Source organism: Longimicrobium sp., assembly GCA_036389795.1.
GTDB lineage: Bacteria > Gemmatimonadota > Gemmatimonadetes > Longimicrobiales > Longimicrobiaceae > Longimicrobium.
This window is the reverse complement of record DASVWD010000206.1, coordinates 22,613-46,232: the sequence shown is the minus strand read 5'-3', so window position 1 is coordinate 46,232 and position 23,620 is coordinate 22,613. Positions and strand designations below refer to the sequence as shown.

20 protein-coding genes are annotated in these 23,620 nt (G+C 72.4%); 9 read left to right on the top strand and 11 right to left on the bottom strand.

From position 1 onward, the window contains the following. Window positions 1-35: 35 nt before the first annotated feature. From yidD to VF746_24670, 4 genes are all read right to left on the bottom strand, one after another. The gene (yidD, locus tag VF746_24685) at window positions 36-248 is read right to left on the bottom strand and encodes a membrane protein insertion efficiency factor YidD (protein ID HEX8695634.1); all 213 of its coding nucleotides are present in this window, start codon (window positions 246-248) and stop codon (window positions 36-38) included. Further along, on the bottom strand, window positions 230-616 hold the full coding sequence (gene rnpA, locus VF746_24680) for a ribonuclease P protein component (protein ID HEX8695633.1): 387 nt from the start codon (window positions 614-616) through the stop codon (window positions 230-232). The genes yidD and rnpA overlap by 19 nt, the downstream gene beginning before the upstream one ends. A 27-nt stretch (window positions 617-643) precedes the next feature. Then, window positions 644-793, bottom strand: a complete 150-nt coding sequence (gene rpmH, locus VF746_24675) for a 50S ribosomal protein L34 (GenBank protein HEX8695632.1) — start codon at window positions 791-793, stop codon at window positions 644-646. Window positions 794-1,286: 493 nt separating this feature from the next. Further along, on the bottom strand, window positions 1,287-1,766 hold the full coding sequence (locus VF746_24670) for a VOC family protein (GenBank protein ID HEX8695631.1): 480 nt from the start codon (window positions 1,764-1,766) through the stop codon (window positions 1,287-1,289). A gap of 206 nt (window positions 1,767-1,972) precedes the next feature. Between VF746_24670 and VF746_24665 the strand changes: the two genes are divergently transcribed. The 7 genes from VF746_24665 (at window position 1,973) to VF746_24635 (ending at window position 11,008) form a co-directional block, all read left to right on the top strand. Next, a complete protein-coding gene (locus tag VF746_24665) occupies window positions 1,973-2,551 on the top strand; it encodes a PadR family transcriptional regulator (protein ID HEX8695630.1) in 579 nt (192 codons plus the stop codon). Window positions 2,552-2,915: 364 nt separating this feature from the next. Then, complete coding sequence (gene dnaA, locus VF746_24660) at window positions 2,916-4,343, top strand: chromosomal replication initiator protein DnaA (protein HEX8695629.1); 1,428 nt, start codon at window positions 2,916-2,918, stop codon at window positions 4,341-4,343. 590 nt (window positions 4,344-4,933) lie between these two features. Next, window positions 4,934-6,043 (top strand): DNA polymerase III subunit beta, encoded by a 1,110-nt coding sequence (dnaN, locus tag VF746_24655; GenBank protein ID HEX8695628.1) that lies wholly within the window; start codon window positions 4,934-4,936, stop codon window positions 6,041-6,043. Window positions 6,044-6,145: 102 nt separating this feature from the next. After that, window positions 6,146-8,008, top strand: coding sequence for an SEC-C domain-containing protein (locus VF746_24650; GenBank protein ID HEX8695627.1), 1,863 nt, complete (start codon window positions 6,146-6,148; stop codon window positions 8,006-8,008). A gap of 85 nt (window positions 8,009-8,093) precedes the next feature. After that, window positions 8,094-8,699, top strand: coding sequence for a pentapeptide repeat-containing protein (locus VF746_24645; GenBank protein HEX8695626.1), 606 nt, complete (start codon window positions 8,094-8,096; stop codon window positions 8,697-8,699). Between the two features lie 258 nt (window positions 8,700-8,957). Then, complete coding sequence (gene thiM, locus VF746_24640; protein ID HEX8695625.1) at window positions 8,958-9,764, top strand: hydroxyethylthiazole kinase; 807 nt, start codon at window positions 8,958-8,960, stop codon at window positions 9,762-9,764. Between the two features lie 170 nt (window positions 9,765-9,934). Continuing rightward, window positions 9,935-11,008, top strand: a complete 1,074-nt coding sequence (locus VF746_24635) for a hypothetical protein (protein ID HEX8695624.1) — start codon at window positions 9,935-9,937, stop codon at window positions 11,006-11,008. Between the two features lie 143 nt (window positions 11,009-11,151). On the opposite strand, the gene VF746_24630 is transcribed toward VF746_24635, so the two are convergent. The 6 genes from VF746_24630 to VF746_24605 all read right to left on the bottom strand — a co-directional run bounded on the left by VF746_24630 (window position 11,152) and on the right by VF746_24605 (window position 20,484). After that, window positions 11,152-12,957 carry a GMC family oxidoreductase gene (locus VF746_24630; protein HEX8695623.1) on the bottom strand — a complete coding sequence of 602 codons (1,806 nt, stop codon included), beginning with the start codon at window positions 12,955-12,957 and terminating at the stop codon, window positions 11,152-11,154. Window positions 12,958-12,979: 22 nt separating this feature from the next. Further along, entirely contained in the window at window positions 12,980-14,866 is a 1,887-nt protein-coding gene (locus VF746_24625) for a hypothetical protein (protein ID HEX8695622.1), read from the bottom strand. Between the two features lie 40 nt (window positions 14,867-14,906). Continuing rightward, complete coding sequence (locus VF746_24620) at window positions 14,907-16,505, bottom strand: patatin-like phospholipase family protein (GenBank protein HEX8695621.1); 1,599 nt, start codon at window positions 16,503-16,505, stop codon at window positions 14,907-14,909. Beyond that, window positions 16,502-17,476: an acetoacetate decarboxylase family protein gene (locus VF746_24615; protein ID HEX8695620.1), complete on the bottom strand. Its 975-nt coding sequence runs from the start codon at window positions 17,474-17,476 to the stop codon at window positions 16,502-16,504. Before VF746_24615 ends, VF746_24620 begins: the two co-directional genes overlap by 4 nt. Before the next feature lie 142 nt (window positions 17,477-17,618). Continuing rightward, entirely contained in the window at window positions 17,619-18,671 is a 1,053-nt protein-coding gene (locus VF746_24610) for a hypothetical protein (protein ID HEX8695619.1), read from the bottom strand. A gap of 520 nt (window positions 18,672-19,191) precedes the next feature. Further along, complete coding sequence (locus tag VF746_24605; GenBank protein ID HEX8695618.1) at window positions 19,192-20,484, bottom strand: serine hydrolase domain-containing protein; 1,293 nt, start codon at window positions 20,482-20,484, stop codon at window positions 19,192-19,194. A gap of 403 nt (window positions 20,485-20,887) precedes the next feature. Here VF746_24605 and VF746_24600 point away from each other — a divergent pair, with 403 nt between their 5' ends. Continuing rightward, window positions 20,888-22,588 carry an alkaline phosphatase family protein gene (locus VF746_24600; GenBank protein HEX8695617.1) on the top strand — a complete coding sequence of 567 codons (1,701 nt, stop codon included), beginning with the start codon at window positions 20,888-20,890 and terminating at the stop codon, window positions 22,586-22,588. A gap of 175 nt (window positions 22,589-22,763) precedes the next feature. On the opposite strand, the gene VF746_24595 is transcribed toward VF746_24600, so the two are convergent. Then, window positions 22,764-23,150: a hypothetical protein gene (locus tag VF746_24595; protein HEX8695616.1), complete on the bottom strand. Its 387-nt coding sequence runs from the start codon at window positions 23,148-23,150 to the stop codon at window positions 22,764-22,766. 224 nt (window positions 23,151-23,374) lie between these two features. Between VF746_24595 and VF746_24590 the strand changes: the two genes are divergently transcribed. Next, window positions 23,375-23,539 (top strand): hypothetical protein, encoded by a 165-nt coding sequence (locus VF746_24590; protein ID HEX8695615.1) that lies wholly within the window; start codon window positions 23,375-23,377, stop codon window positions 23,537-23,539. Window positions 23,540-23,620 lie beyond the last annotated feature (81 nt).

Sequence of the window (23,620 nt, the reverse complement as noted above, 5' to 3'; positions counted from 1 at the left end):
CGAAGTGTCGTCGGATCCGGATCCACCCGCCCCGCTCAGGGGACCGGGTCGTAGCCGCCCTTGCAGAGCGGGTGGCAGCGCAGCAGCCGGCGCAGGGTGAGCCAGCTCCCCCTGGCGGCGCCGTACTTCTCGATGGCCTCCAGCCCGTACTGCGAGCAGCTCGGGTAGAAGCGGCACACGGGCGGCCTGAGCGGCGAGATCCCCTTCTGGTAGAAGCGGATGGCTCCGGTCAGGACGCGCGCGAGCACAGCTCCTCCACGAGCTCCGCGAGCTGGCCCCGCAGCTCGGCGAACGGGGCGGTGTACGCCTCGGGCCGGGCGCGGAGGAGTACGTCGAGCGCGGCGCCGCGGTTTCTGAGCGCCGGCAGCATCTGCGTGCGCCCGACCTCGCGCAGGCGCCGCTTGAGGCGGTTGCGCTCGACGATGGTGCGCTTGTGCTTGGGCACCACCACGCCCAGCCGGGGAAACGCCGCGGGGGAAGGGGAGACGAACGCGTCGAGGTGACGCGTCTTCCTCCTCTTCCCCCGTCGGAACAGGTCCCGGATCTCGCCGGACGCCGTGATGCGCGCCTCGCGCGGGAGCGCGAAGGAGCCCTGGCTTTCGCCCCCGGCGTCCACGGCGTGCGGCGGGTCCCCTCGCCCGGCTTACTTGCCCGCGATCTTCACCGCGAGCTGGTGGCGGCCCTTGCGCCGGCGGGCGTTGAGGACCTTGCGGCCACCCTTGGTGGCCATGCGGGCGCGGAACCCGTGCTTGTTGATCCGCTTGCGGTTGCGCGGACGGAAACTGGGCTTCATCGATCCCCCCTCGGGGCTCTGCTCTCGTTGTGGTCAGGGTGCGGCAAAGACGAGGAATATAGCCAGGATGCGCACTTGCGTCAACCGCTCGGAGCCCCCTCCGGCGAGCCCCCTCCCTGGCGCCTGGCGCGCCTGTTCCTCACCCGCCGCGCGGGAGAGGGACTTCCTCGCCGCGCCCGTGACGGGTGGGGCGAGGGTAATCTCGGTACGACGGGCGTCGGCGCGGCCGCGGGGGCCCTCACCCGCCGCCTTAGAGCGGCAACCCTCTCCCAACTTCGGGAGAGGGTGGACTTTACGGGTCCGGTCGGTGTTGGGCTGTTCCCCGCAGTTGCGTGAGGGATGCGCGCCCGGAGGGCCGGGACGCCGCCGCCACAGGGGTTTCGTGGCGGCGGTGGCCCGGCGCGGTTGGGCACAGTCGTATCGTGCCCTACCGCGCGCGCAGCCCGGCCCGGAGCGCAGCGGAGGGACACGCCCAAAACCGCAGTCGTCGCTCTTACGACCCCGAGGCCTGCTGGGCGAAGACCACGACGTTGCCGCCGGGCTCGCGGACGGCGATCTCGTGCATGCCGTAGAAGGTGGTGCGGCGCGGGCTCACCACCTCCACGCCCTGCACGGCGCGCTCGACGGCGTCCAGGTCGCCCACCTCCAGGAAGAGCACGGTGCGGTGCGCGCCCTCGGCCAGCGCGGGGAGGTCGGCGGCCACGCTGGCGCGGCTCTGGTACATGATCTCCACGCCGTCCTTCTCCAGGATCACGAAGCCGAGCGCGCCGTCGTGCGGCACCTCGGCGGTGCGGCGGAAGCCCAGGCGCCCGGTCCAGAACTCGGCGCACGGCTCCACGCGGTCGACCACCAGCACGGGGGTGAGCTTCTTCATGGTCATGGCTGGACCCTCCTCCGGGACGGTTGGGTTCGGGCGCACCGCGGCGGCCGCGGGCGCGGCGAGCAGCAGCAGAACGGCGAGCAGCTTCGGCATGGTCCGTCTCCCCGTTGCGGTGAAAGACTGGACGGCGGGTACTAATCTAAATTAGACTAGCTGGGTGTCAAGAGTCTGTGTGGGAAAAGGGTGGGATCGATGCGCCGAGACTGGCCACCGGGCAGGGTGAGTAGATTCCTCGGGCGCCGCCGGGCTTCGCCGGGACGACGGCTTCGGCAATGCGGCGCCGCTCGGAATGACATTTCGTGGGTCTGATCGTGGAGAAGCGGATGACGGAGCGCGGGCTGACGGTGCCGGACCTGGTGGTGCTGGCGCTGCTCTCGGAGCGGCCGATGCACGGGTACGCGCTGAACGCGGAGCTGGAGTGGCGCGAGGCGCGGGACTGGGCCGGGATCTCGCGCCCGCAGGTCTACTACTCGCTGAAGAAGCTGGCCGCGGAAGGGTACGTGGAGGAGGCCGGCGAGGCGGCGGAGCCCGCGGCCGGGCCCGAGCGCCGCGTCTACCAGCCGACTGCGAAGGGGACCGAGGCGCTGGCCGGGGCGCTGGAGCGCGCGGACTGGGCGACCCAGCGCCCGCCGCCGGCGTTCGTCACCTGGCTGGCGCTCTGCGGGCACGCCCGCCCCGGGGTGGTGCGCGAGCAAGTGGCCCGCCGGCGCGCCTTCCTGGAGCGCGAGCTGGCGAAGGAGCGGGCCACGCTGGCCGACCTGGAGGCGGAGCCCGGCCACCTCGCCGCCCCCAGGCTCATGGTGCGCCTCACCATCCGCCAGTTCGAGACGGAGCTGGCGTGGCTGGACGAAGTGGACGCGGAGCTGGGGACTGGATGAGCGGCGGCTCATCATACATCTTATACGCCCCGGTCCGCTTCCCAGTGGTAGCAGCCGGGACCAGCCACACAGATCTGCTTCTAAAATCAGGTCGCGCTGCTTCTCTCTCGCTCCCCGTCCCACGGGGTCCGGAGGGGCGGACCGCTCCGTCCAGGGGCGTCCACTCCGGTGATTTGCGGGGGCGTCACGGCGTGCGCTTTGACGGACGTTCGACACCGCGATCCGTCGGGGCCGGTGCGCGTCCAAAACGGCCGCAAGTCGAGCCAAATCCAGCAACTACGCCGTTTCCTTGACTTTTCCACAGACGGTTTCTAGGTTGCGCCGTTACCGTTTCGAGGGTCCGCCGTCCCCACCGCCGAGGTTCATGGAGCTCACCGCGGGCGAAGTCTGGACACGCGTTCTGGAAGGCGCGCGCGCCGCCCTTCCCGAGCAGGCGTTCCGGACGTGGCTGGCCCCCACCGAGGCCGTCGCCATCTCCCAGGACCTCCTGGTGGTCTCCACCCCCAACCCGTTCGCGGTGGACTGGGTGGAGGACAAGTACGCGGAGCTGCTCACCGGGATCGGCGAGCGGCTCTTCGGGAGGCGCTTCACCCTCTCGGTGCAGTTCCAGGCGAACGGCAAGCCGGCCGCCGCCCCTCCTCCCCCGCCCGAGCTCGCGCCCCCGCCCGTGTCCGTCGCCCCCCCGGTCGTACACGCCGCCACCGCCGCCCCCGCGGCGGCCGCCGCCGCAGCGCAGGCGGGAGGAGTGCGCGGGTCGGTGCCGCTCAACCCGCGCTACACCTTCGACCGCTTCGTGGTCGGCAACAACAACCAGCTCTCGAGCGCCGCCGCGCACGCGGTGGCCGAGGCGCCGGCGAAGCACTACAACCCGCTCTTCATCTACGGCGGGGTGGGGCTGGGGAAGACGCACCTGATGCACGCCATCGGGCACCACATGCTGGAGCGCGACGGGGGCAAGCGGGTGATGTACATCTCCAGCGAGCGCTTCACCAACGAGCTGGTGAGCGCCATCCAGGAAGGCTCGATGGCGGAGTTCCGCCGCCAGTACCGCCAGATCGACCTGCTGCTGGTGGACGACATCCAGTTCCTGGAGGGCAAGGAGCGCACGCAGGAGGAGTTCTTCCACACCTTCAACGCGCTGCACGACGCCCAGCGCCAGATCGTGCTCACCAGCGACCGCCCGCCCAAGGACACGGGGCTGGAGGACCGGCTGGTGTCGCGCTTCGAGTGGGGGCTGGTCACCGACATCAAGCCGCCCGACTTCGAGACGCGCATGGCCATCCTGCGCCGCAAGGTGGAGGAGGACCGGCTCACCATCCAGGACGCGGACGACGTGCTCACCTTCATCGCCCGCAACCGCACCAGCTCGGTGCGCGAGCTGGAGGGGGCGGTGATCAAGCTGCTCGCCTACTCCTCGCTCACCGGCCGCCCGATCGACCTGGGGCTGGCGCAGGAGGCGCTGGGCGGGGTGGTACGGCCGGCGGGTTCGGGCCCCGGCGGCTTCGAGGGGCCCAGCCCCGAGCGGGTGCGCGAAAAGGTGGCCGAGGCGTGGGGGACCACGGCCGAGGCGCTGCAGTCGAAGAAGCGCACCAAGGACCTCACCGTCCCGCGCCAGGTGGCGATGTACCTCACCCGCGATCTCTTCGACCTGCCGCTGGTGGAGATCGGCCGGCTCTTCGGCGGGCGCGACCACTCCACGGTGATCCACTCCATCGGCAAGGTGGAGGAGGACATGGCGGGCGACGACGCGTTCCGGAAGCGCGTGGAGGAGATCCGCCGCTCGCTCCGCTGAAAGGCCGTCGGCCGGCCGCCCGGGCATCCCGCGCGATCCTCACCTCGACAACCGAATGGCCTCACGCAGGGGCACGGAGAAGCAGAGAGCTTCGTCTCTCGCCGCCGGGTTCTCTGGTTCTCCCGCGTGAGCCCGGGCGGTTCGGAGAACGGGTCGGACGACCCTGGATCCGGGTCGCGCAAGCCGGAAATGGCCGCCTGCCGGCCAGCCCGGGATTCTCGACGGTATTTTACCCCGGTTTTTCCACGCGCTCCCTTGACAGGCGCCCCCCGGACGCCGTATTTGCGCACGTGCGTCTTCCCTGCCACAACGGGTTGTGGAGAGCGGTGTGGAACGGGTGTGGGAAAGATGTGGGAAACCGGCGGCGGCTGTGGGGATGTGGACGGCGTGGAGAGACGGCGGGTTTCCCACAGGCGAGTCCACACCGTCAACGAGGGCGCAGGTGGCTGCGGGGGAAGGAGATGGAGGGCGCGGGAGAGGGTAGTCCACACTTCCACACCCTCTACTACTACTACTGATTTGAAGATCTACCCAGGGGTAGAGAAGATTCCCGGTGGAAAAGCCCACCTCCCCAGGAACGTGGACCGGCCATGAGATTCACCATCACGCGTGAGAACCTCCAGCAGGGGCTCGGCGCGGTCGCCGGGAGCATCCCGACCCGCACCACGCTCCCCGTGCTCTCGAACATCCTGATCGAGGCCGAGGAGGGCGCGGTGCGGATGAGCGGCACCGACCTGGACACGGCCGTCACGGTGCGCGTCCCGGCCGAGGTGGCCGAGGCGGGCTCCATCACCGCGCCGGCGAAGAAGCTGCAGGAGATCGCGCGCGAGCTCCCCGGGGTGGTGGAGGTCTCCACGCAGGGCGACTCCATCTTCCTGAACAGCGGGCGGAGCCGCTTCAAGCTGAACGGGCTGCCGCGCGACGAGTTCCCCGCCTTCCCCAGGGTGGAGTTCGCGGAGAGCTGGCGGCTCACCGGGGCCGACCTGGTGCGGCTCATCACGCACGTCTCCTTCGCGGCCAGCACCGAGGAGACGCGGCCGATCCTGAACGGGGTGCTCTGGCAGCTGCGCGAGGGCGAGATGCGCATGGTGGCCACCAACGGCCACCGCCTGGCCAAGATGACGCTGCCGGTGGAGGCCTCGGCGCAGGTGCCCTCGGCCGACCTGATCGTGCACCCCAAGGCGCTGGCACAGGTGCAGCGCCTGTTCACGGGCGACACGCCGGTGGAGGTGGCGCGCTCGGAGAACCACCTGGGCTTCAGGAGTCCCGACGTGCAGGTGTACACGCGCCTCATCGAGGGCCCGTACCCGAACTACGAGCAGGTCATCCCCAAGGACAACGACAAGAACCTGGTTGCCGAGAAGGGGCAGCTCACCGCGGCGGTGCGCCGCATGGCGATCGTGGCCAGCGACCAGACGCACCGCATCCGCATGTCGCTGGGCGGGCCGATGGTGAAGTTCAGCGTGGAGAGCCCGGACCTGGGCGCGGCCAACGAGGAGCTGCCGGTGGAGTACGAGGGCGACCCGCTGGAGATCGGCTTCAACGCGCAGTACCTGCTGGAGCTCTTGCGCTACATGCCCACCGACGAGGTGCGGATGAGCTTCAAGGCGCCCGAGCGCGCCGCCACCATGATGCCGCTGGGCAACGAGGACACCCCCGACTACCTCTGCCTGGTGATGCCGCTCCGGCTGCTGAGCTGAGGAACGGAAGAGAATGACGACGCGGCGGATCGGGGGGAGGCCAAACGGTCTCCCCCCGATCCGCTTTTCGTGCGGCCACAACTCGCCACCGGGAGAACAAAGATGACGGTCGGGCGCAACGATCCGTGCCCCTGCGGCTCGGGGCGGAAGTACAAGGCGTGCTGCATGAACGCGGAGCGGATCGCCGAACGCGCCTTCCGGCTCCTGGGCGAGGACGCCGCCCCGGAAGATGCGGGCGAGTGGCGGGAGGCGGCGAGCGGGGCGGAGTTCTGGGAGGCGGACGTGGCGCCGCTGGGGATGCGGCGGGTCGACGCCGCCGCGCCCGCCCTGCTGCTGGTGGCGACCGGCGAGGTGGTGGTGCACGCCGAGGTGCTGGCGCAGCGGCCCACCACCGCGGCGGAGTGCGCCCGCGAGATCGCCCGCGCGGTGACGGCGGCGGGGAGCGCGGCCGGCGCGCTCCCCGCGCGGGTGCACGTGCGCGACCCCGAGGTGGCCGAGGCGCTGGGCGCCGAGCTGGGGCGGCGCGGCGTCTTCCCCGCCGCCGCGCCGCTACCGCAGCTCGACGCGCTGCTGGCGGAGGCGGTCGCGCACCTGGGCGCGGGCGGGCCGGGCGCCTACACGGCCTTCCTGGAGAGCTGGCGCGAGACCGGCGCCTCGCCCGCGGAGCTGGCCGCCTTCCACGCGGCGGCGGCGGCGTTCCACCGCGTGGCCCCCTGGCGCGCCCTCCCCAACGACGAGCTGTTCTCGCTGGCGCTTCCCGGCGGCGGGGAGTGGGCGGCGAGCGTGATGGGGGACGCCGGGATCGAGCAGGGGGTGGCGCTCTACTCCGACCCCGGCGACCTGCTGGCGCTGTTCGCGGAGCGGCAGGGTCCCGAGGAGCACTTCGCCGGGATGCGGGGGATGGCGCTCTCGGTGAGCTTCGAGCCGCGCGGCAACCTTCCCCGCACCATGCAGCGCGAGGTGACCGCCGCGGGGTGGGAGATCGCGCGCCCGAACGCGTACCCGGTGATCATCGGGCTCCACCTCCCCGGGGGGCGGTTTGCCGCAGAGCACGTGCGCATCGCCACGCTCGCGCTGCGCGCGCTCACCCTCCTGGCCCGGAAGGAGGACCCGGAACCCGAGACGGGCGTGCGCGTGTCGGTGCTGGAACTCGAGGGGGACGACGAATGTGATCACGGCCCTCCCTGGGACCTCCCGGAGCGGGCCGAGCCGATCTGCGCCGAGGGGCCGGGCGCCGACCCCGAGGGTGCGCTCCGGGGGTGGGACGACCACGAGGAGGTGGAGCGGACCGAAGGGGAGCGCCTGCGGCGGATGGAGGCGTGGCTGCGGGACCAGGCACTCTCGAAGCCTGCGCTGGAGGCGGACCTCCGCAACGCGCGCCACTGGATGGAGTTCCTGGAGTTCCACGCGCTCCCGGCCGGGGCGGTGACCGAGTTCGACCTGCGCGTGTTCCTCTACGACTTCTATCCCCGCAAGGCGAACGCGACGAAGGCGGCGGCGCACGAGCTTCCCGGCTCGCTCGCGCGCATCTTCCGCTTCCTGGAGGAGCAGGAGGGGATCCGCTACCCGTTCGCCGCGCGGGCGCTGGAGGAGCTGGAGGAGGTCGCGCAGGTGGCCGACGAGGAGAAGAAGCCGCTAGACGACCTGCTGGATGAGCTGCACGAGGAGCTCTACCCCTACCTCGACGCGCGCCGCATGCTGCACGACCGGAGCATCCCTGGCGTAGCGAGCGGCTGGCCCGCCTTCATGGACATGGACGTGGCGCTGCTGGAGCGCGAGCTGGAGCGCCGGTGGCTGCTCTGGTACGACGAGGCGGTGCGCCGCGGGGTAGTGGACCCGGACGCGCTGGAGCAGGTGCTGGTGGGCCGCCAGCGCGAATGGGAGAACACTCCGCACCCGGCCCACGCCGGCCGCACGCCGGCGGACGTGGTGCGCGCCTACCGCCCTCCGTTCGTGGGCAGGTGAAGCGGGCGTTTCACCTTCGGGTCCGGCGGGTTATCCTGTCCGTGGGTGGTATCTATTCCTCGGCCGTGGACCTGGTGCCGAACCGATGCGAGAGTGGAAAGACCGGGAGGTGGCCGACGAGCGCTTCGACGGCGAGGACTTCGACGACTTCCGCTTCGTCGGGTGCGTGTTCGTCCGGTGCAGCTTCCGCCGCGCGCGGCTGGTGGAGGCGCGGACGGAGGACTGCCGCTTCGACACGTGCGACTTCCGCGACGCCCGGCTGAACGCCTCGGAGCACGACCGCTCCGACTTCTCCAACAGCAGCTTCGACGGGGCGTCGCTGTTCTCCGCGCGCTTCGCCGGGTGCAGGCTGCTCGGCGCCAGCTTCGTGAAGGCGGACCTGAGCGGGCTGGAGATCGACGGCGGCGACTGGTCGTTCGCCAACCTGCGCGGGCAGACGCTCCGGGGTGCCGGCTTCTCGCGCGTGAAGCTGGTGGAAACCGACTTCTACGACGCCGACCTGGGCGACGCGGACCTCCGCCATGCCGACCTGACCGGCGCCAGCCTCGACAAGGCGGTGCTCGCCGGCGCGGACCTGCGCGGGGCGGAGCTCGCGCGCGTGGACCTGCGCACGGCCAACCTGCGCGGGGCGCGGATCGACATCGCCCACGCCATTCTGCTCGCCCAGGCCTTCGGCGCGGTGGTGAGCTGATCCGGGCTGACGACAGGCGATCAGGGGATCGTGCCGGGCCGGCATCGGTGCCGCTGCCGCGCCCAACCCACCTGCCGGGGTGAGAAGATTCTTCGGCCCTGCGGTCGTTCGCGCGAATGCGGGTTTCGGTGTGGCCGGGCCTCAGAATGACACCGCTCGCCGCGTAAGATCTTCCCGCTCGAGGTTTCCCTCCGCGTCCGCACGCCCCATCTTGCCGAAAACTGCAGCCGATCCACCGCAGAGCCGCGAGTTCGCGCGATGACCGACGATCCCGCCCGCCCCTGGCGCCTCCTGGCCGACCTGCGCCGGCAGTCGCCGCTGGTGCACTGCATCACCAACTATGTGGCGATGGACGTCACCGCCAACACGCTGCTGGCGCTGGGGGCGGCGCCGGCGATGGTGCACGCGGCCGAGGAGGTGGAGGAGTTCGTCGGCATCGCCTCGGCGCTCCTGATCAACATCGGCACGCTCTCGCCGGCGTGGGTCGAGTCCATGCACCTGGCCGCCGACCGCGCCGTGGAGCTCGGGAAGCCGTGGGTGCTGGACCCCGTGGGCGCCGGCGCCACCGCGTACCGGACCGAGACCGCGCGCGACCTGGCGCGGCGCTCGCCGGCCGCCGTGCGCGGCAACGCCTCGGAGATCCTGGCGCTGGCGGGCGCCGCCGGCCGCACCCGCGGCGTCGACTCCACCCAGACGGCCGACGAGGCGCGCGAGGCGGCGCGGGACCTGGCGGGCGAGCTGGGGTGCATCGTGGCCGTCACCGGCGAGGTGGACTACGTGACCGACGGCAGCGGGGTGCTGGCCGTGCGCCACGGCCACCCGATGCTCACGCGCGTCACCGCGCTGGGGTGCGCGCTGAGCGCCGTCTGCGCGGCGTTCCTGGCGGTGGAGCGCTCGCCCGGGTCGGCGGCGGCGGCGCTGGCGCTCTTCGGCCTCTGCGGCGAGGAGGCGGCGCGCCCGGCGGTGGGCCCCGGCTCGTTCCGCGTGCGCCTGCTGGACGCCCTCTACGCGCTCGACCCGGCCTCCCCGCGCGAGCTCGCGATCACCGAGGTCCCCGCGGGGTGACCGGAGCGCCCGCGGGTCGTGCTTTCCGCCGGAGCGGCCGTCTTCGCATTGCGGCGTCTCGCACCACCATCCGCTCCGTTCACCCCCCGCCGCTTGGCGGACGTCTCCTTCCGCGCGCATCGTTCCGCGAGCAGTAATCTCGACGTCCCACCTTCGACGGACGGTCTCCCATGCCACACCACGCAGGATCGAGGAGCGCGCGCGGGCTGCGCCGGATGGCCCGCGCGGCCGCGGTTTTCGGCTTCTCCACCTCTCCGGCTCTCGCCATCGCGCAGGCCCCGGCCCCGGCCGCGCCGCCGGCGCCGATCGCCTGGTCGCAGGGACCGGCGCTGGAGCAGGGGCGCGACCACCACGCGGTGTTCGCCACCGACGACCGCGTCTTCGTCGCCGGGGGCACGGACTACCGCACCGTGTTCGCGGACGTGTGGTCGGCGCGGGTGCGGGTGGACGGGGGGCTGGAGGGGTGGACGCGCGGGCCCGACCTGCCGGGGCCGCGCGCCGGGGCGGCCGCGGTGGCCGTGGACGGGCTGGCGGTGCTCGTCTCCGGCCAGCTCCCCGACCGCAGCAAGACGGCCGACGTCTTCACCGCGCGCATCGCGCAGGGCGGCACACTGGAGGCCTGGGCGCCCGCGCCGCCGCTCCCCGCCGCCCGCTTCCACCACGCGGCCGCCGCGCACGGCAGCGCCGTCTACGTCACCGGCGGCCAGGGGGCGACGGGCTCCGAGGCGAGCGTCTACATGGCGCGCGTGGAGGGCGGGCGGCTCTCGGCGTGGACGGAGCTGACCCCGCTGCCGCGCCCGCGCTCGCACCATGCCTCGCTGGTGCACGGCGGCTACCTCTACGTGGTGGCCGGGCTGGACGGGAACCCCGCGGCGGGCCCGGCGCTGCTGAACGACGTGCGCCGCGCCGCGATCAGGGAGGACGGCACGCTCGGCGAGTGGGAGCTCGCCTCCATCATGCCGCACGCGTACGGCACGCACTCGGCGCTGGTGCACGGCGGCTTCCTGTACGTGCTGGGCGGGGTGGAGGACAACAGCCGCTTCGTCGACGCCGTCTGGCGCGCGCCGTTCCGCGAGGACGGCCGACTGGGCGCGTGGGAGGCTGTCGCGCCCGGGCTGCCGGCGGCGCGCGGCCACGTGCACGTCACCCCCGTGATCGGCGGCCGCGTCTATTCCGTCGGCGGCTCCGCGAACCGCCAGGTGCGCGCGAACGTCGACGTCGGCGTGCTGCCGGCGGCGCGATAGCACCACGGGGCGAGTCCGCGAAGGCGGACTTCGTGTGGTTGTTGCAGCGAATTCATTCGCCCCGACACCCATGCACCCAACGCGAAGAGGCGGCCCGGGAGGCCGCCTCTTCGCGTCTCGAATCCTCTACAGCGCGGTCGACGCTAGACCAGCGGCGCGCCGCCGTCGTCCACGGAGCCGGCCTCGACGGAGGGGGCCTCGGCGATCACGCCCGTCTCGGCCACCACCTTGGGCACGGCCACCTTGGCCGTGTAGTACTGCTCGATCATCCGGTCGGCGAAGCGGTTCGACATGGCCCCGATGGTGAGCGACGGGTTGGCGCCCGTGGGGCCGGGCATCACCGCCCCGTCGGCCACGTACAGGCCCGGGTAGTTGTAGACCTCGCCCCAGGCGTCCACCACGCCTTCCTGCTCGTTGCGCCCCATCGGGCAGCCGCCCAGCGGGTGCACGCTGATCACCCGCTTGCCCAGGTGCCAGATCGGGTTGTCGAGGAAGGCGGCGCCCCACTCCCCGGCCACCTTCTCCATCGTCTCCCGCAGCCGCTCGAAGTACGGGTCGGACTCCTTGATCTTCCAGTCGCTCTGCAGGCACTCCTCGTCCAGGAAGAGCCGCCCGTCGGGGACGTCGCGCCCCATCCCCAGCAGCGGGAGCGAGGTGGAAGAGAGCGTGCACGGCCCCAGCATGCCGGAGAGCTCGTCGCCCAGGTCGGTGTCGGGGTCGATCCCGAAGCGGCTCTTGAGCCGGTCCCAGGCGAAGCCGACCCCGCGCGCCAGCAGCCCCGCGCGGTTGGCCGTCTCCAGGATCCAGTTGAGGAACGACGGGTAGCCGGCGTCCTCCAGGTAGAAGCCGCGCCCGGTGTTCGGCGGCCCGTCGAGCGCGTCGCCCATGCGGATGGCGCCGGTGATCACCGGCCCGAAGCTGGGGTCGAGCGTCCGCGGCACCTTCTTCCCGCCGACCGTGCGGTGGGCGTTCAGCGCGAAGCCCAGCAGGTCGCCGTTGCCGCAGAAGTGGGTGCCGAGCGCGGGGCTGAGCCTGGGGAAGAACGCCCGGTTGTTCAGCAGCAGGTGCGTCGAGCCCAGCGTCCCCGCCGCGATCACCAGCCGGTCGCAGTCCAGCGTGCGCCTGGGCGTGTCGGGCCCGCGCGGCTCGCCGATGGTGAGCTCGTCGTAGCGCACCGTGTAGCCGCCGCGGCCGTTGGGGAAGAACGCCCGCACGTCGGAGAGGGTGCGGATCTCCGCCCCCAGCCGCTTCGCCTCGGAGAGGTAGGTGTAGTCGAGGGTGTTCTTGCTCCCGTAGTTGCACCCCGCGTCGCACTCGCCGCAGAGGCGGCAGGTGTAGCGCGTACGGTTGTGCAGGTTGCGGTGCGCCTCCACGATCGGCTCGCCGGGGATCGGCTCCTCGCCGTCGTTGTGGAAGGTGACCGCCAGGTCCACCAGGTCCCAGGAGACCGTCTCGCCCCGCGCCCGGAGCGCTTCGGCCGCCTCGCGCATGGCCAGCGTCTTGGGCGTCGACGCGTACGGCTCGTACCCCAGCGGGTAGCGCTGGGCGTTCATCATCCGCTCCACCTGGTCGTAGTGCGGGTCCAGGTCCTGGCGGGTGACCATCCAGTACTCCCACCCGGGCTTGCCGGGCTGCTCGCGCACGAACCACTTCTCGTCCTTGCGCAGCAGCACGTTGGCGTAGATGAGCGAGCCGCCGCCGAGGCCCGCCGACACCAGCGAGTCGATGTGGCGGAAGCTCCAGACGTTGAACATCCCGTAGAGGCCCGCGCTCGGGTCCCAGAAGTTCTGCTTCATTCCCGCCGGGTCGCGGGGGAACGAGCCGGGGGGGAAGGGCTTGCCGCGCTCCAGCACGCAGACCCGCACCCCGGCCTCGGCCAGGCGGTACGCCATCACGCTCCCGCCGAAGCCGGAGCCGACGATGACGACGTCGAAGTGGTCGGTGGACATCTCTCGTTTCTCCTTCTTCCGTTCAGTCGTGGGCGTCCGCGCCGGCGCCGGCGGCCAGGTCGGCCTCAGACACCACGGACACCTCGGGGGTGAGCGCGATCCGCGGGTGCGGCGCGGCGATCCGGATCGGGGGCTCGATGAGCCGGGCGGCGGGGGCCTGGCCGTCCTTCGGGCGGAAGAACGGCTGCCCCGCCGGGGCGCGCGGCACGAACTCCCAGTCGGCCGCCCTGCGGACCCCCACGGGGTAGACGGTGAGCGTGCCGTCCCGGTCGATGTGCAGCCGCAGGAAGTTCTTCCACCCGGTGCGGTGCTGCGCCGAGAACGCCTCGTTGAAGTTCACCCCCGGCAGGAGGAAGCAGCCCACCAGCAGGCTCCCCAGCACTCCGCCCACCACCAGCATCTCGCCGAAGAAGAGCGCCGCCTGGCCCAGGTGGTGGTCCACCGGGAGCCCCAGCTGGACCGCGTTGAACCAGGTGAACGCCCACATGAGCGTCACGGCCAGCACGATGTGCAGCGCCCCGTGCAGGATCCCCAGGCCCTTGAGCGCCTTGGGCAGCCCCGCGTCGGGGGTGCAGAACTTCCACCAGGCGTAGACCACCAGCACGGTGAGGATGGCCAGCAGGGGCGAGTCCTGCAGGGTGCGGAAGAACACCGACCACACCGCGGCGAAGTCGCCCCAGTCCAGGCTGGTGATCTGCGACATCAGCCCCTTCCCCGACTTGAGGGTGGCGCTCTGCAGCAGCCAGGCGTAGAAGGCGTAGAAGCACGACAGGAACACGGCGAACCCGGGGTTGGCCAGCGGCGCCAGCGGGGCCATCGCCCTGAGCCGCAGCGACTCCTTGAGGCTGGGGAACACCGCGCGGCGCCTCCAGGCGGCCTTCACCTCGCTCTTGCCGTGGCGCTCCTTGAGCTCCACCTCCTCGGGCAGCCGGTGCGTGCCGTACAGGTACGCGCCGCCGCCGCCGGCCGTGATCTTGTGCCGGCCGTCGGCCTGGTCGGAGTAGCGGGCGTAGTGGTGCAGGTCGCCGGTGAGCGTGAGCGCCAGCTCGGCGCCGTGCTCCCGGATCACCGTGCGCTCGAAGAACGCCAGCGCGTCGAAGCAGTCGGGCTCCTCGGGGGTGTGCACCCAGGCGGGCTCGGCCGTCAGCAGGATCACCCGGTCGCCCTTCTGGAAGCGCGGGGCGACCTCCTTCTGGAAGTAGTCCAGCTGCGGCTGGTCGATGTCGGCCTGCAGCTGGATGTCGGTGCCCAGCACCCACCAGCCGTGCGGCAGCTTGAGCGCCCAGTAGCTGCGCGCCTGCTGCGTCTGCCACCCGCCGATCCAGCGCCCCTGCGTGAAGAGCCGGGTGAAGGCGGTGAGCCCGTCGTACCAGTCGTGGTTGCCGGGGATGGCGTACAGGTGCGGGTGCGTCCCCTCGGGGTGGCAGGGGAGCGCGGCCTCGTAGGGCCCCTCCGTCCGGTCGCCGTACTCCTGCTTCGAGGCGGTGGGGTACACCTGGTCGCCGCCCATCATCAGGAGGCGCCCGCGCGGGGTCTCGGGGCCGACGGACCCGTCGGGGCTCTCCAGCGCGAGCTTCCCCTGCGCCAGGAGCCAGGCGATGGTGTAGCCCGAGCGGAAGCCGTCGCCCAGGTCGGCCGTGTAGTCGAGCCAGAGCTCGTCGGCGTCGGAGTAGTCGTGCTCCCTGGGCTCGTGCAGCGCCGCCTGCATCTCGCGCTGGTCGGCGTAGGCGCCGAAGACGGCGCCCAGCACCGCGCGCACGGCGGTGCCGCAGAGCTGCTGCGGGTCCAGCCACTGCACCATGCGCTTGCGCTCGAAGCGCAGCTCGGCCTCGGTGGCGGGCCCGCCGTTCTCGTAGCGCCCGTGGTGCGCGGGCGCGGGCGGGGCGGCGGTGCCGGTCGTCTCGCTCATCACTCCACCTCTCGGGTCGTAGGATGTCCGGGCGCCCGCGTCACAGCGCCACCTTCACGTAGCTGTCCCACAGCTCGCCGGCGAAGAAGCGGCCGAACTTCGCCAGCGTGGCCGCCTTCTCGCCCGCGCCGTCGGCCCCGGTCACCCGGATCGCCCCGATCACCTTGGCGAAGTCGGCCACGCCCAGCGTCAGCACGCCGGCGCCCACCACCGGGCCCGTCTTGTCCGCCCCCTTGTGGAGCACGGTGTAGAGGGTGGTGGTGTCCTTCCACAGGTCGAAGCCGGGGTCGTCGCGCACGACCTTCTTCCCCGCCAGGTAGTACGGCTCGCCGGCGTGCGAGAAGGGGAGCTCGTAGACCATGTACTTGGTCTTCGGGTCGCCGCCCGGCGAGAAGAGGTTGAAGATGCCGGGACCCGTGCCGGGGAGCCCGTTCCCCCAGGGGGTGAAGTCGACCGAGCCCATGAGCGAGCCGGTGTGCTCGGGGTCGGCCAGGAAGCGCTCCACGTCGTCCACGCTCACGGTGGCGTGCAGCGCCAGCTCGTGGCCGTCGGTCTTCCCCTGCTGGCGCCCGGCGTCGGGGTCGGCGGCGCCCAGCGCGAAGGGGCCCTTCATCACCTCGTCGAAGGTGATCCCCGGACCCGTGGGGGGGGCGGTGGTCTGCATGAGCGTCTCCGGAGCGAAGGGGAGCCCGGCCTCGGTGCGCCGGGACAGGTAGCGGCGGGCGTCGGCGTAGCCCTGCTCCACCAGCCGGGCGGGGGTGACGCGGCCCAGGTACAGGTCGGAGTCCAGCGGGAGCGGGTGCTCGGGGCGGATCAGGTGCAGCACGGCCGGCCGCGTCCGCCCGGCGACGGCTTCGCCGGAGGAGACGCGCCCGTTCAGCTCGGCGATCGCCGCGAAGTCCTTCACCAGCGCGCCGTTGGCCGCCATCTCCAGCATCTGCACGTACAGGTGGAGCGGCCCGCCCAGGTACCGGTCGGTGTCGCCCAGGCACCACACCAGCCACAGCTCGTCGGCGCCGCGGCGGACGGCCTCCAGCGGGTTGGCGTCCTGGGTGAACGCGGTGTCCAGGTAGAGCCGCCCGCCGATCCGCACCGGCGGCAGCAGCCCGGGGAGCGACATCGAGGCGACCAGCCAGTCGGTGTCGAGCGCCGTGTGCTCCACCACCTCCACGGTCTTGCGCGCGTAGTCGAGCACGTTGAAGGTGCCCGTGAGCCCCCGCGCGGCGCGCACGCGGGCCGGGTCGATCCCCAGGTGCGGGAAGGCGCGGCGCCGCAGCGCGTCGGAGCCGCCCATCGCCACGGCGGTGCTCTGGCGCAGGTAGTCCTCCAGCGGCAGCAGCGACACCGTGTCCATCATCTTGAGCGTCGCCCAGCGCTCGCACATCTCCGCGGGGCTCACGCCGGACAGCAGCATCGCCAGGTTCATGGCGCCGCCGCTGGTGGCGTCCATGTGGCCGAAGACCAGCCCCTCCTCGGCCAGCGCGCGCACCACGCCCGCCTGGTAGCAGACGCGGATGCCGCCGCCGGAGAGGATGAGCGAGCGGCGGGGCCCGGCGTACCCCTCGGGCGGCGCGCCCCAGGGGACGTGCGGGGCGGCCTCGCCCACCAGCGCGGGGACGGGGATGCGGTCCGCGCTCACGAGCCACCCTCCGCCTCGCCCGCCGCGACGGCGGCCGACTCGGCCTGCGCCCGCGAGACCACCTGCGTGAAGCCGACGAAGATGCGCTCCTGCTCGTGCTGCTGCCGGTCGGCCTCGGGCGCGCCGGGGGGCGGGAGCCAGTCCTCGCTGCGGGGGAGCCAGAGCACGCTCTCCATCCCCTCCGGCGCGGCGGCGGGCGGCGTCTCGAAGCTCTCGAACCAGCACTCGAAGTGGTCGTCCAGCACGCCGTGCGTCTCGGGGAAGAAGCCCGAGAAGAGCGGCGCGCCGATGTCGAGCCCGCGCAGCGCCCCGGCGCGGGGATGGTCGCCCAGGGTGATGCGCGCGTCGTCCTTCTTGAGCAGCGAGAAGCCCAGCTTGCCGGCGAAGTAGATGGAGGACTTCATCAGCAGCCCGCGGAAGCTGCACCAGTTGACGGCGCCGGCCTTCAGCGGGAGCCACGCCTTCTTCCGCTTGACCTCCACCTTCATCACCATCTTCCCGTCCAGGTCGTAGCGCGAGCTCACCCACTCGTCGCCGACCACGAAGTCCAGGTTGGCCTGGTGCTTGGGCATCCCCCAGATCCCCTTGCCGCCCTTGACGGAGACCAGGGAGGAGACGGGGAGGTCGTAGACGTACTGCCCGGTGCCGAAGGTCTTGGCTAGGAGCATGGCCAGCGGGAGGGGGACGCGGCGGCGGCCGTGCGTGCAGGCGATCCCCACGCTGTACTCGACGTACTTGCCGATGTTGGTGTGGCGGTAGTCGATCACGGTCACCAGCAGGAACGCCCGCCGGCCCCAGCGGAGCACCTGGATCTCGTTGCCGGGGATGAGCGCCTGCGCCTTCTCGGCGTCGATCGGGAACGCGGCCATGAGCGCCGGGCTCGCCTTCGACGCCACGGGAAGCTGGAACGGGATGCCGTCGACCAGCGCGTGGCGGCCGGCCAGGCGCTTGATCCGGCGGGGTATGGCCATGGGGGCCTCCTGCGGGGGATGAGGTGAGATCGGCTTCCGGCTGGGCGGAAGGCGATCGAGGGATGGAGCGGGTGGTGGTCCTGAGCGATGAGCCCGTGGGGGCGGGCGTCCCTGCGCGGATGTTCGTTCTGCCGGCGCGGGGTCAGCCGGGGCGGTCGAGCTCCTCGACCATCAGGGGGAGCACGTCCTTCCAGGCGTCCTTCCCCATGAACACGTCCAGGTGCGCGTACTTCGGGATCACGTGCAGCGTGTGGTAGCCGCCGGGGCGGTGCCCCTCGAACCACGCGTGCGTCTTCACCTGGCTGGTGTAGAGGAAGCAGCGGTTCTCCTCGCCGGCGAAGAAGGAGAAGCGCGCGTCGGTCTTCGGAGGCTGCGCGGTGAAGTCGGCGGGGAGGCGGTCGGCGTGGTCGTAGCTCACCAGGTGGCCGGCCTTCAGGCAGCGCCCGATCTGGCGGAAGAACTCCAGCGGCCCCGCGCCGAACTCGTGCGAGAGCCACTCGTGCGTCTCGTCGTTCAGGTTCTCGTGCCGCCACAGGGTGGGGAAGCCCAGCCCCCACACGAAGCTCGACCACCTGCACACGATGTTGTCGCACTCGTGGTGGGTGAGCTTCACCACGGCGTTGAGCGTCTTCGCCAGCGCCGAGGGCGGCCTGAGCCCCCACTGCGCGTCGATGTAGGGCGTGAGCCGGGCGATCACCGGCACCGCCACCCTGTGCTTGACCCGCGCGCCGAGCGGCACGATCGGGTGCAGCGACACGGCGTTGGAGACGATGGTCTTCACCTGCGGCACCAGCCCCGCCACGGCCGACATCATGAAGCTGGTGGAGCCCTGGCAGTGGATGATCGCCTTCAACTCGTCGGCGCCCGTCTCCTCCACCACCTTGCGCACGGCGGCCGGGTGGTCGAAGAGGGCGGCCTGGTCCAGCGTCCAGCGATTGGCGGGGAAGTCGATGCTGGCGCGCCAGTTCTCCATCCACACGTCGTAGCCCGCGTCGAGCAGCAGGTCCACCACGGTGTGCTTGACGGGGGCGCGGAAGATGTTGGCGCGCACCCCCGCGCCGTGCACCAGGACGACGGGGCCCCTGGTGGGCGTGCGCTCGCCCTCCACGTGAATCAGGTTCAGCTCCCTCCCGTCGTCGGCGACGAAGGGGACGATGCGGTCGGTGGTGCGGCCTGCGGGTGCCAGGGTGGGCATGGGGGGAATCTCCGGGCTGGCCTGGAGCGCACGCGGGTGCGCACGGGATGACTGGGAAGGCTCGGACGCCGCGGGGGATTGCACGGCGGGGTGAGGGGACGGTGGAAGTCCCTCACGGCGAAGGAGATGGCCTCCTCCGCCTCAAGAAGCATTCCGATGTTCGACGGGTGTTGTCTCAGAATCCAAGTCGAAGAGGAACAACAAATTGAAGAGAAACGTTTGATGGCGCAAGGGTGTCGTTGTGGGGCACGGGCGCCCCAGTCGAGACAGGCCCGCCCCGCCCGGTGCCGTCCTGATCGCCACCCCAGACCGCGGGTGGATCCCCTTTCCTGGCCCATCTCACTGGGGAGAACGACAAAAGAGGCGGCTCCCGGGAGAGCCGCTCTTTCGCTTGGACTTCCGAACTGATTTGATTCTCACACGGAGTCAACGGAGTCAACAGAGAACCCCCTTGCAGTTCTCCGTTAACTCCGTTGACTCCGTGTGAGGCTCTGGGGGTCGTGTCGACCCGGACCTGCCGTCAGTCGGCGAGCGCGGCCAGCGAGTCGTCGATCACGTCGGCGGCGGTGGCCACCTGGTCGTTGACCTTGCGGCGCAGCGACATGATGCGGTTGGGCGCCTGCGGCTCGTAGGTGCGGTTGGCCAGGAGCACCGTCCAGGTCCCCCGCTCGGGGTCGATCCACAGCGAGGTGCCGGTGAAGCCGGTGTGCCCGAAGGCGCGCTTCGAGATCCTGAGTCCCGCCCCGCCCGCGCCGACCGGGCCCGGCGTGTCCCACCCCAGCGCGCGCTTGCCGGCGCCCGGCTGGGGACGGGTGAACCGGGCGATCGTCTCCTCCTTCAGCACCCGCACCCCGTCCAGCTCTCCGCCGTGGGCCAGCATGGCGGCGAAGCGGCCCAGGTCGTGGGCGGTGGAGAAGAGCCCGGCGTTGCCGGCGATCCCGCCCAGCTTGCGGGCGGTGGGGTCGTGCACCACGCCGCGCACCGCCGCGCCGCCGTCCACCCAGGTGGGCGCGCAGGTGACGCAGTTCCGCCCCGGGACGTAGGTGGTGGAGCGCATCTTGAGCGGGCCGTATACGCGCCGGTCCAGCAGCCGGAAGAGCGGCTCGCGCGCGGCGCGCCCGGCCGCCTCCCACAGCACGATGAAGCCCACGTCCGAGTACTCCACCGCCTCGCCCGGCGCGCGCACCAGCGGGGTGCGGACCACGCGCTCGAGCGCCGCGTCGCGCGCGCCCCACGCCTCGGCGCCCGCGGGGAGCCCGGAGGTGTGCGTGAGCAGGTGGCGGACGGTCACCTCGCCCCGCTGCCCGCCGCCGCCGAACTCGGGGAGGTACTTCGACACCGGCGCGTCCAGGTCGATCTTCCCGTCCTCGTACAGCAGCATCACCGCCGTGGTGGTGGCCACCACCTTGGTGAGCGAGGCCAGGTCGTAGACGGTGCGCGCGGGGTCCACCGCCGGCATCCCGCGCCCCCACGCCAGCCTGCCGATCCCCTTCTCCACCACGCTGTTGTCCTCGCGCCCGATGGCGAGCGCCGCGCCGGGGAAGGCGCCCGCGGCCACCTGCGCGCGCACCGCCGCCTCGGCCGTCTCCAGCGGCCCCGGGGCCAGCGCGGTGCGGGCCGACGCCTCGCGCTCCACCGACGCCGCCCGGCGCAGCGACACGTGCACGGGCGACAGGGCCCGCACCGTCGCCTGCGCCGCGGGCGCGGCCACCTCCGGCGCCGCGCTCCCGAAGAGCGCGCCGGAGAAGGAGATCAGCGCGGCCGCCGCGGCGATCAGCACCGTCCTGGGATCGTGGTGTCGCTTCGGTCCCATCGTCTTCCGTATCCTGTTCCCCGGCCGTGCGGGCGCGCGAAGGCGCCGCGCGGCCGGGTAAGTTCCCGGTTGTCGAGAGCGCCGGAACGGGGTTCCGGCGGTGTAACTCGTTCTGTCAATGGGAGTTGCGAGAGTGCTACACCTTCAGGGAGCAGAGGTTTCGTACGAGCGTTCGAAATCCGGTTAGGAAGGGATTAAAAAGGGGGGAGTTCATCCGGTACGAAATTCTTAACTGAATGTCTCACACGGAGTTAACGGAGTCGACAGAGAACTGCAGGGGCTCCTCCGTTAACTCCGTTGACTCCGTGTGAGGCTTTCGGATGACTGCGGCTGGCGGACGACTTGCGATGGGGCGCCGCCGGTCACGCGAGTCCTCTCCGGCGCCTTCCAACCCGGAACGACGATGCGGAAACGGTGGAAGCTGCTGGCGGCGCTGCTGCTGGTCCTGGCGCTGGGGGCCGGCGCGGCGGTGCTGGCGCTCACGGGGAACCCGCCCGAGGAGGTGGCCGAGCTGGTGGCCGAGGGGGGCGAGAAGCTCCTGGCCGACCCGCTCCCCCCGGCGCGCGGGGCGCCCCGGGTGCTGGTGTTCGCGCTGGACGGCGTGGGCGCCGACGAGCTCGAGGCGGTGGTCCGCGGCGGGCGGGCGCCCCACATCGCCGGGCTCCTGGGCCCGCCCACCGGCGAGCCCGGCGTCTACCGCCACGCCTACGCCGTCCCGGGCGTGCTCAGCATCCTCCCCTCCACCACCTACGCGGCGTGGACCTCGCTCTTCACCGGCGAGCCGCCCGCGCGCACGGGGGTGCCGGGGAACGAGTGGTTCGCGCGCGAGGAGGACCGCTTCTACGCCCCCGCGCCCGTGTCGGCCTCGGGGTTCGGCGACGCCATGCGCGTCTACAGCGACCAGCTCATGGGCGCGGTGACGCACGCGCCCACGCTGTACGAGCGCGCCGGCGTGCGCAGCTACGTGTCGCTGGCGGCGCTGCAGCGCGGCGCCTCGCTGGTGACGGTGCCGGACCCCGGCGCGCTGGGCGAGGTGCTCGCCGGGGCGGCCCGGGGCGCCGCCGAGGGCGCGGCGGAGCGGGAGCTGTACGCGGAGCTCGACGAGAGCGCCGTCGAGAGCCTGCTGGAGACGATCGCGCGGCGCGGCCCGGCGGACCTGCAGGTGGTCTACTTCCCCGGGGTGGACCTGTGGACGCACGTGGCGCCCCGGCCGCTCTCCGACGAGCGGGCGTACGTGGAGGAGGTGGTGGACCGCGCGGTGGGCCGGGTGCTCGCGGCGTACCGGCGCAAGGGGGCGCTGGAGGGCACCTACGTGCTCTTCGTGGCCGACCACGGGCACACCCCGGTGCCGTACGACGACGCCCACTCGCTGGGCACCGACGGCGGCGACGAGCCGGCGGAGGTGCTCCGGCGGGCCGGCTTCCGCGTGCGCCCGTTCGAGCTGGAGGTGGAGGGCGGCGACCACCAGGCGGTGCTGGCGTACCAGGGCGCCATCGCCTACGTGTACCTGGCCGACCGCTCCACCTGCCCGCGCCCGGGGGACCGCTGCGACTGGCGCCGCCCGCCGCGGCTCGTCGAGGACGTGCTGCCGGTGGCGCGCGCCTTCGACGCGGCGGGCCGCACCGGGGCGGGGGTGCCCGCGCTGCGCGGCGCGCTGGACCTGGTGTTCGCGCGGGAGCCGCGCCCGCCGGGGGCCGAGGCGCTGCCGTTCCAGGTGTGGGACGGGCGGCGGCTGGTGCCGGTGGGCGAGTACCTGGCCGCGCACCCCCGCCCCGACCTGCTGCGGCTGGAGGAGCGGCTGCGCGGGCTGGCGGCGGGCCCCTGGGGCCACCACGCTGGCGACGTGCTGCTGCTGGCCCGGGCGGGGATGGAGCTGCCGCTGGAGCGGCGCTACTACTTCTCCCCCGCCCAGCACTCCTGGCACGGCAGCCCCAGCGACCAGGACAGCCGCATCCCCCTGGTGGTGGCCCGCCCCGGCGGCGACGGCCGCCAGCTGCGGGGCGTCGTCCGCCGCGCCGTGGGCGAGCACCCCTCGCAGCTTGACGTGGTCCGCCTGGTGCTGGCGCTGCTGGGGAAGGAGACGACAGAGACGGATCGCAGGTAAGCGGGCCGGCCTCACCCCGCGCGGTGGTGCCCCGCGCGACGAAACCAGGCACCGGGTGGGCCGGGCTGGCGGTTGAACCGAAGCCTCGCCGCACCGAGCCCGCGGAGTGCGCGGAGGGTGGGCGAGGCTTCCCGTGGTTCCAGCGGGTGTCTTCAGGCATCCCGCTGGAGCGGCATCACGGCGTCTCCTCGCCGGTGCTCAGGGCGTCGAGCCAGGCGGGAGGCGGGGTGCCGCTGCGCCCGTGGCCCTCGCGGACCACCTGCAGGATGCGCGCGGCGACGGCGTCGCGGCCGGCGGCCGGGATCCCCTCGGTGAGCACGGCCAGCGAGGCGCGGGCGGCGGACTCGGCGTACTCGGGCCGCCCGGCGGCGTGCTCCACGAACCACGCGTTCAGCTTGCGGCGGGTGGCCGAGTACGGCTCGCGCCCCTCCAGGAAGTTCTTCAGCCCCATGGGGCTCAGCCGGACGGCGCGCGCCACCGAGCGCAGCGACGTGGCCTCGACCGCCAGCCGCGCCGCCTCCCGGATGGCTCCGACGGGAATGCCGCTACCGGGCGAAGGCATGCGCCTCCGCGCCGGGCCGGACCCCCGCCGGGCGTCCAAACTGTGCAAGTTCCGCGGCGTTACACTCGGTAGATTAGGGCCGTCCCGTCCCGGCGACAAGGTCTCCCGCGCACCTGTCGCGCGGCGCGTTCATTTCGTACACTTCTTACACCGGCAAGGTGGCCGAGGTGGACGCGACGACGCCGAGCGAGGGGACGATGTCACGGCGCGACCGAGAGGGTGAAGTGCAGGAGACCGCGCTGCGCAACCTGGTGGCCGGCCTCCCCGAGGGAGAGCGGGAGCGCACGCTCCGCCGCCTGCTGGACGAGCTGGAGCGCCTGCACGTGGAGCACGGCGTCGACGTGCCGTACTGGATCGACCACCTGCGCGAGAAGTACCGCAAGCGGTGAGGGGGCCCGGCCCGTCGGCGGAGAGCGCCGGGCCGGACATTCCTCTGTGGTCGAAGCGTCCGCTAAAGGTCGGGGCCGCCG

Coding starts and splice junctions, on each gene's coding strand:
- dnaN (HEX8695628.1), top strand. CDS start 4,934: ATGAGATTCACCATCACGCGTGAGAACCTCCAGCAGGGGCTCGGCGCG.
- VF746_24615 (HEX8695620.1), bottom strand. CDS start 17,476: ATGGCCATACCCCGCCGGATCAAGCGCCTGGCCGGCCGCCACGCGCTG.
- VF746_24650 (HEX8695627.1), top strand. CDS start 6,146: ATGACGGTCGGGCGCAACGATCCGTGCCCCTGCGGCTCGGGGCGGAAG.
- VF746_24600 (HEX8695617.1), top strand. CDS start 20,888: ATGCGGAAACGGTGGAAGCTGCTGGCGGCGCTGCTGCTGGTCCTGGCG.
- VF746_24670 (HEX8695631.1), bottom strand. CDS start 1,766: ATGCCGAAGCTGCTCGCCGTTCTGCTGCTGCTCGCCGCGCCCGCGGCC.
- VF746_24605 (HEX8695618.1), bottom strand. CDS start 20,484: ATGGGACCGAAGCGACACCACGATCCCAGGACGGTGCTGATCGCCGCG.
- VF746_24625 (HEX8695622.1), bottom strand. CDS start 14,866: ATGAGCGAGACGACCGGCACCGCCGCCCCGCCCGCGCCCGCGCACCAC.
- VF746_24595 (HEX8695616.1), bottom strand. CDS start 23,150: ATGCCTTCGCCCGGTAGCGGCATTCCCGTCGGAGCCATCCGGGAGGCG.
- VF746_24630 (HEX8695623.1), bottom strand. CDS start 12,957: ATGTCCACCGACCACTTCGACGTCGTCATCGTCGGCTCCGGCTTCGGC.
- rpmH (HEX8695632.1), bottom strand. CDS start 793: ATGAAGCCCAGTTTCCGTCCGCGCAACCGCAAGCGGATCAACAAGCAC.
- thiM (HEX8695625.1), top strand. CDS start 8,958: ATGACCGACGATCCCGCCCGCCCCTGGCGCCTCCTGGCCGACCTGCGC.
- dnaA (HEX8695629.1), top strand. CDS start 2,916: ATGGAGCTCACCGCGGGCGAAGTCTGGACACGCGTTCTGGAAGGCGCG.
- VF746_24635 (HEX8695624.1), top strand. CDS start 9,935: ATGCCACACCACGCAGGATCGAGGAGCGCGCGCGGGCTGCGCCGGATG.
- VF746_24610 (HEX8695619.1), bottom strand. CDS start 18,671: ATGCCCACCCTGGCACCCGCAGGCCGCACCACCGACCGCATCGTCCCC.
- VF746_24645 (HEX8695626.1), top strand. CDS start 8,094: ATGCGAGAGTGGAAAGACCGGGAGGTGGCCGACGAGCGCTTCGACGGC.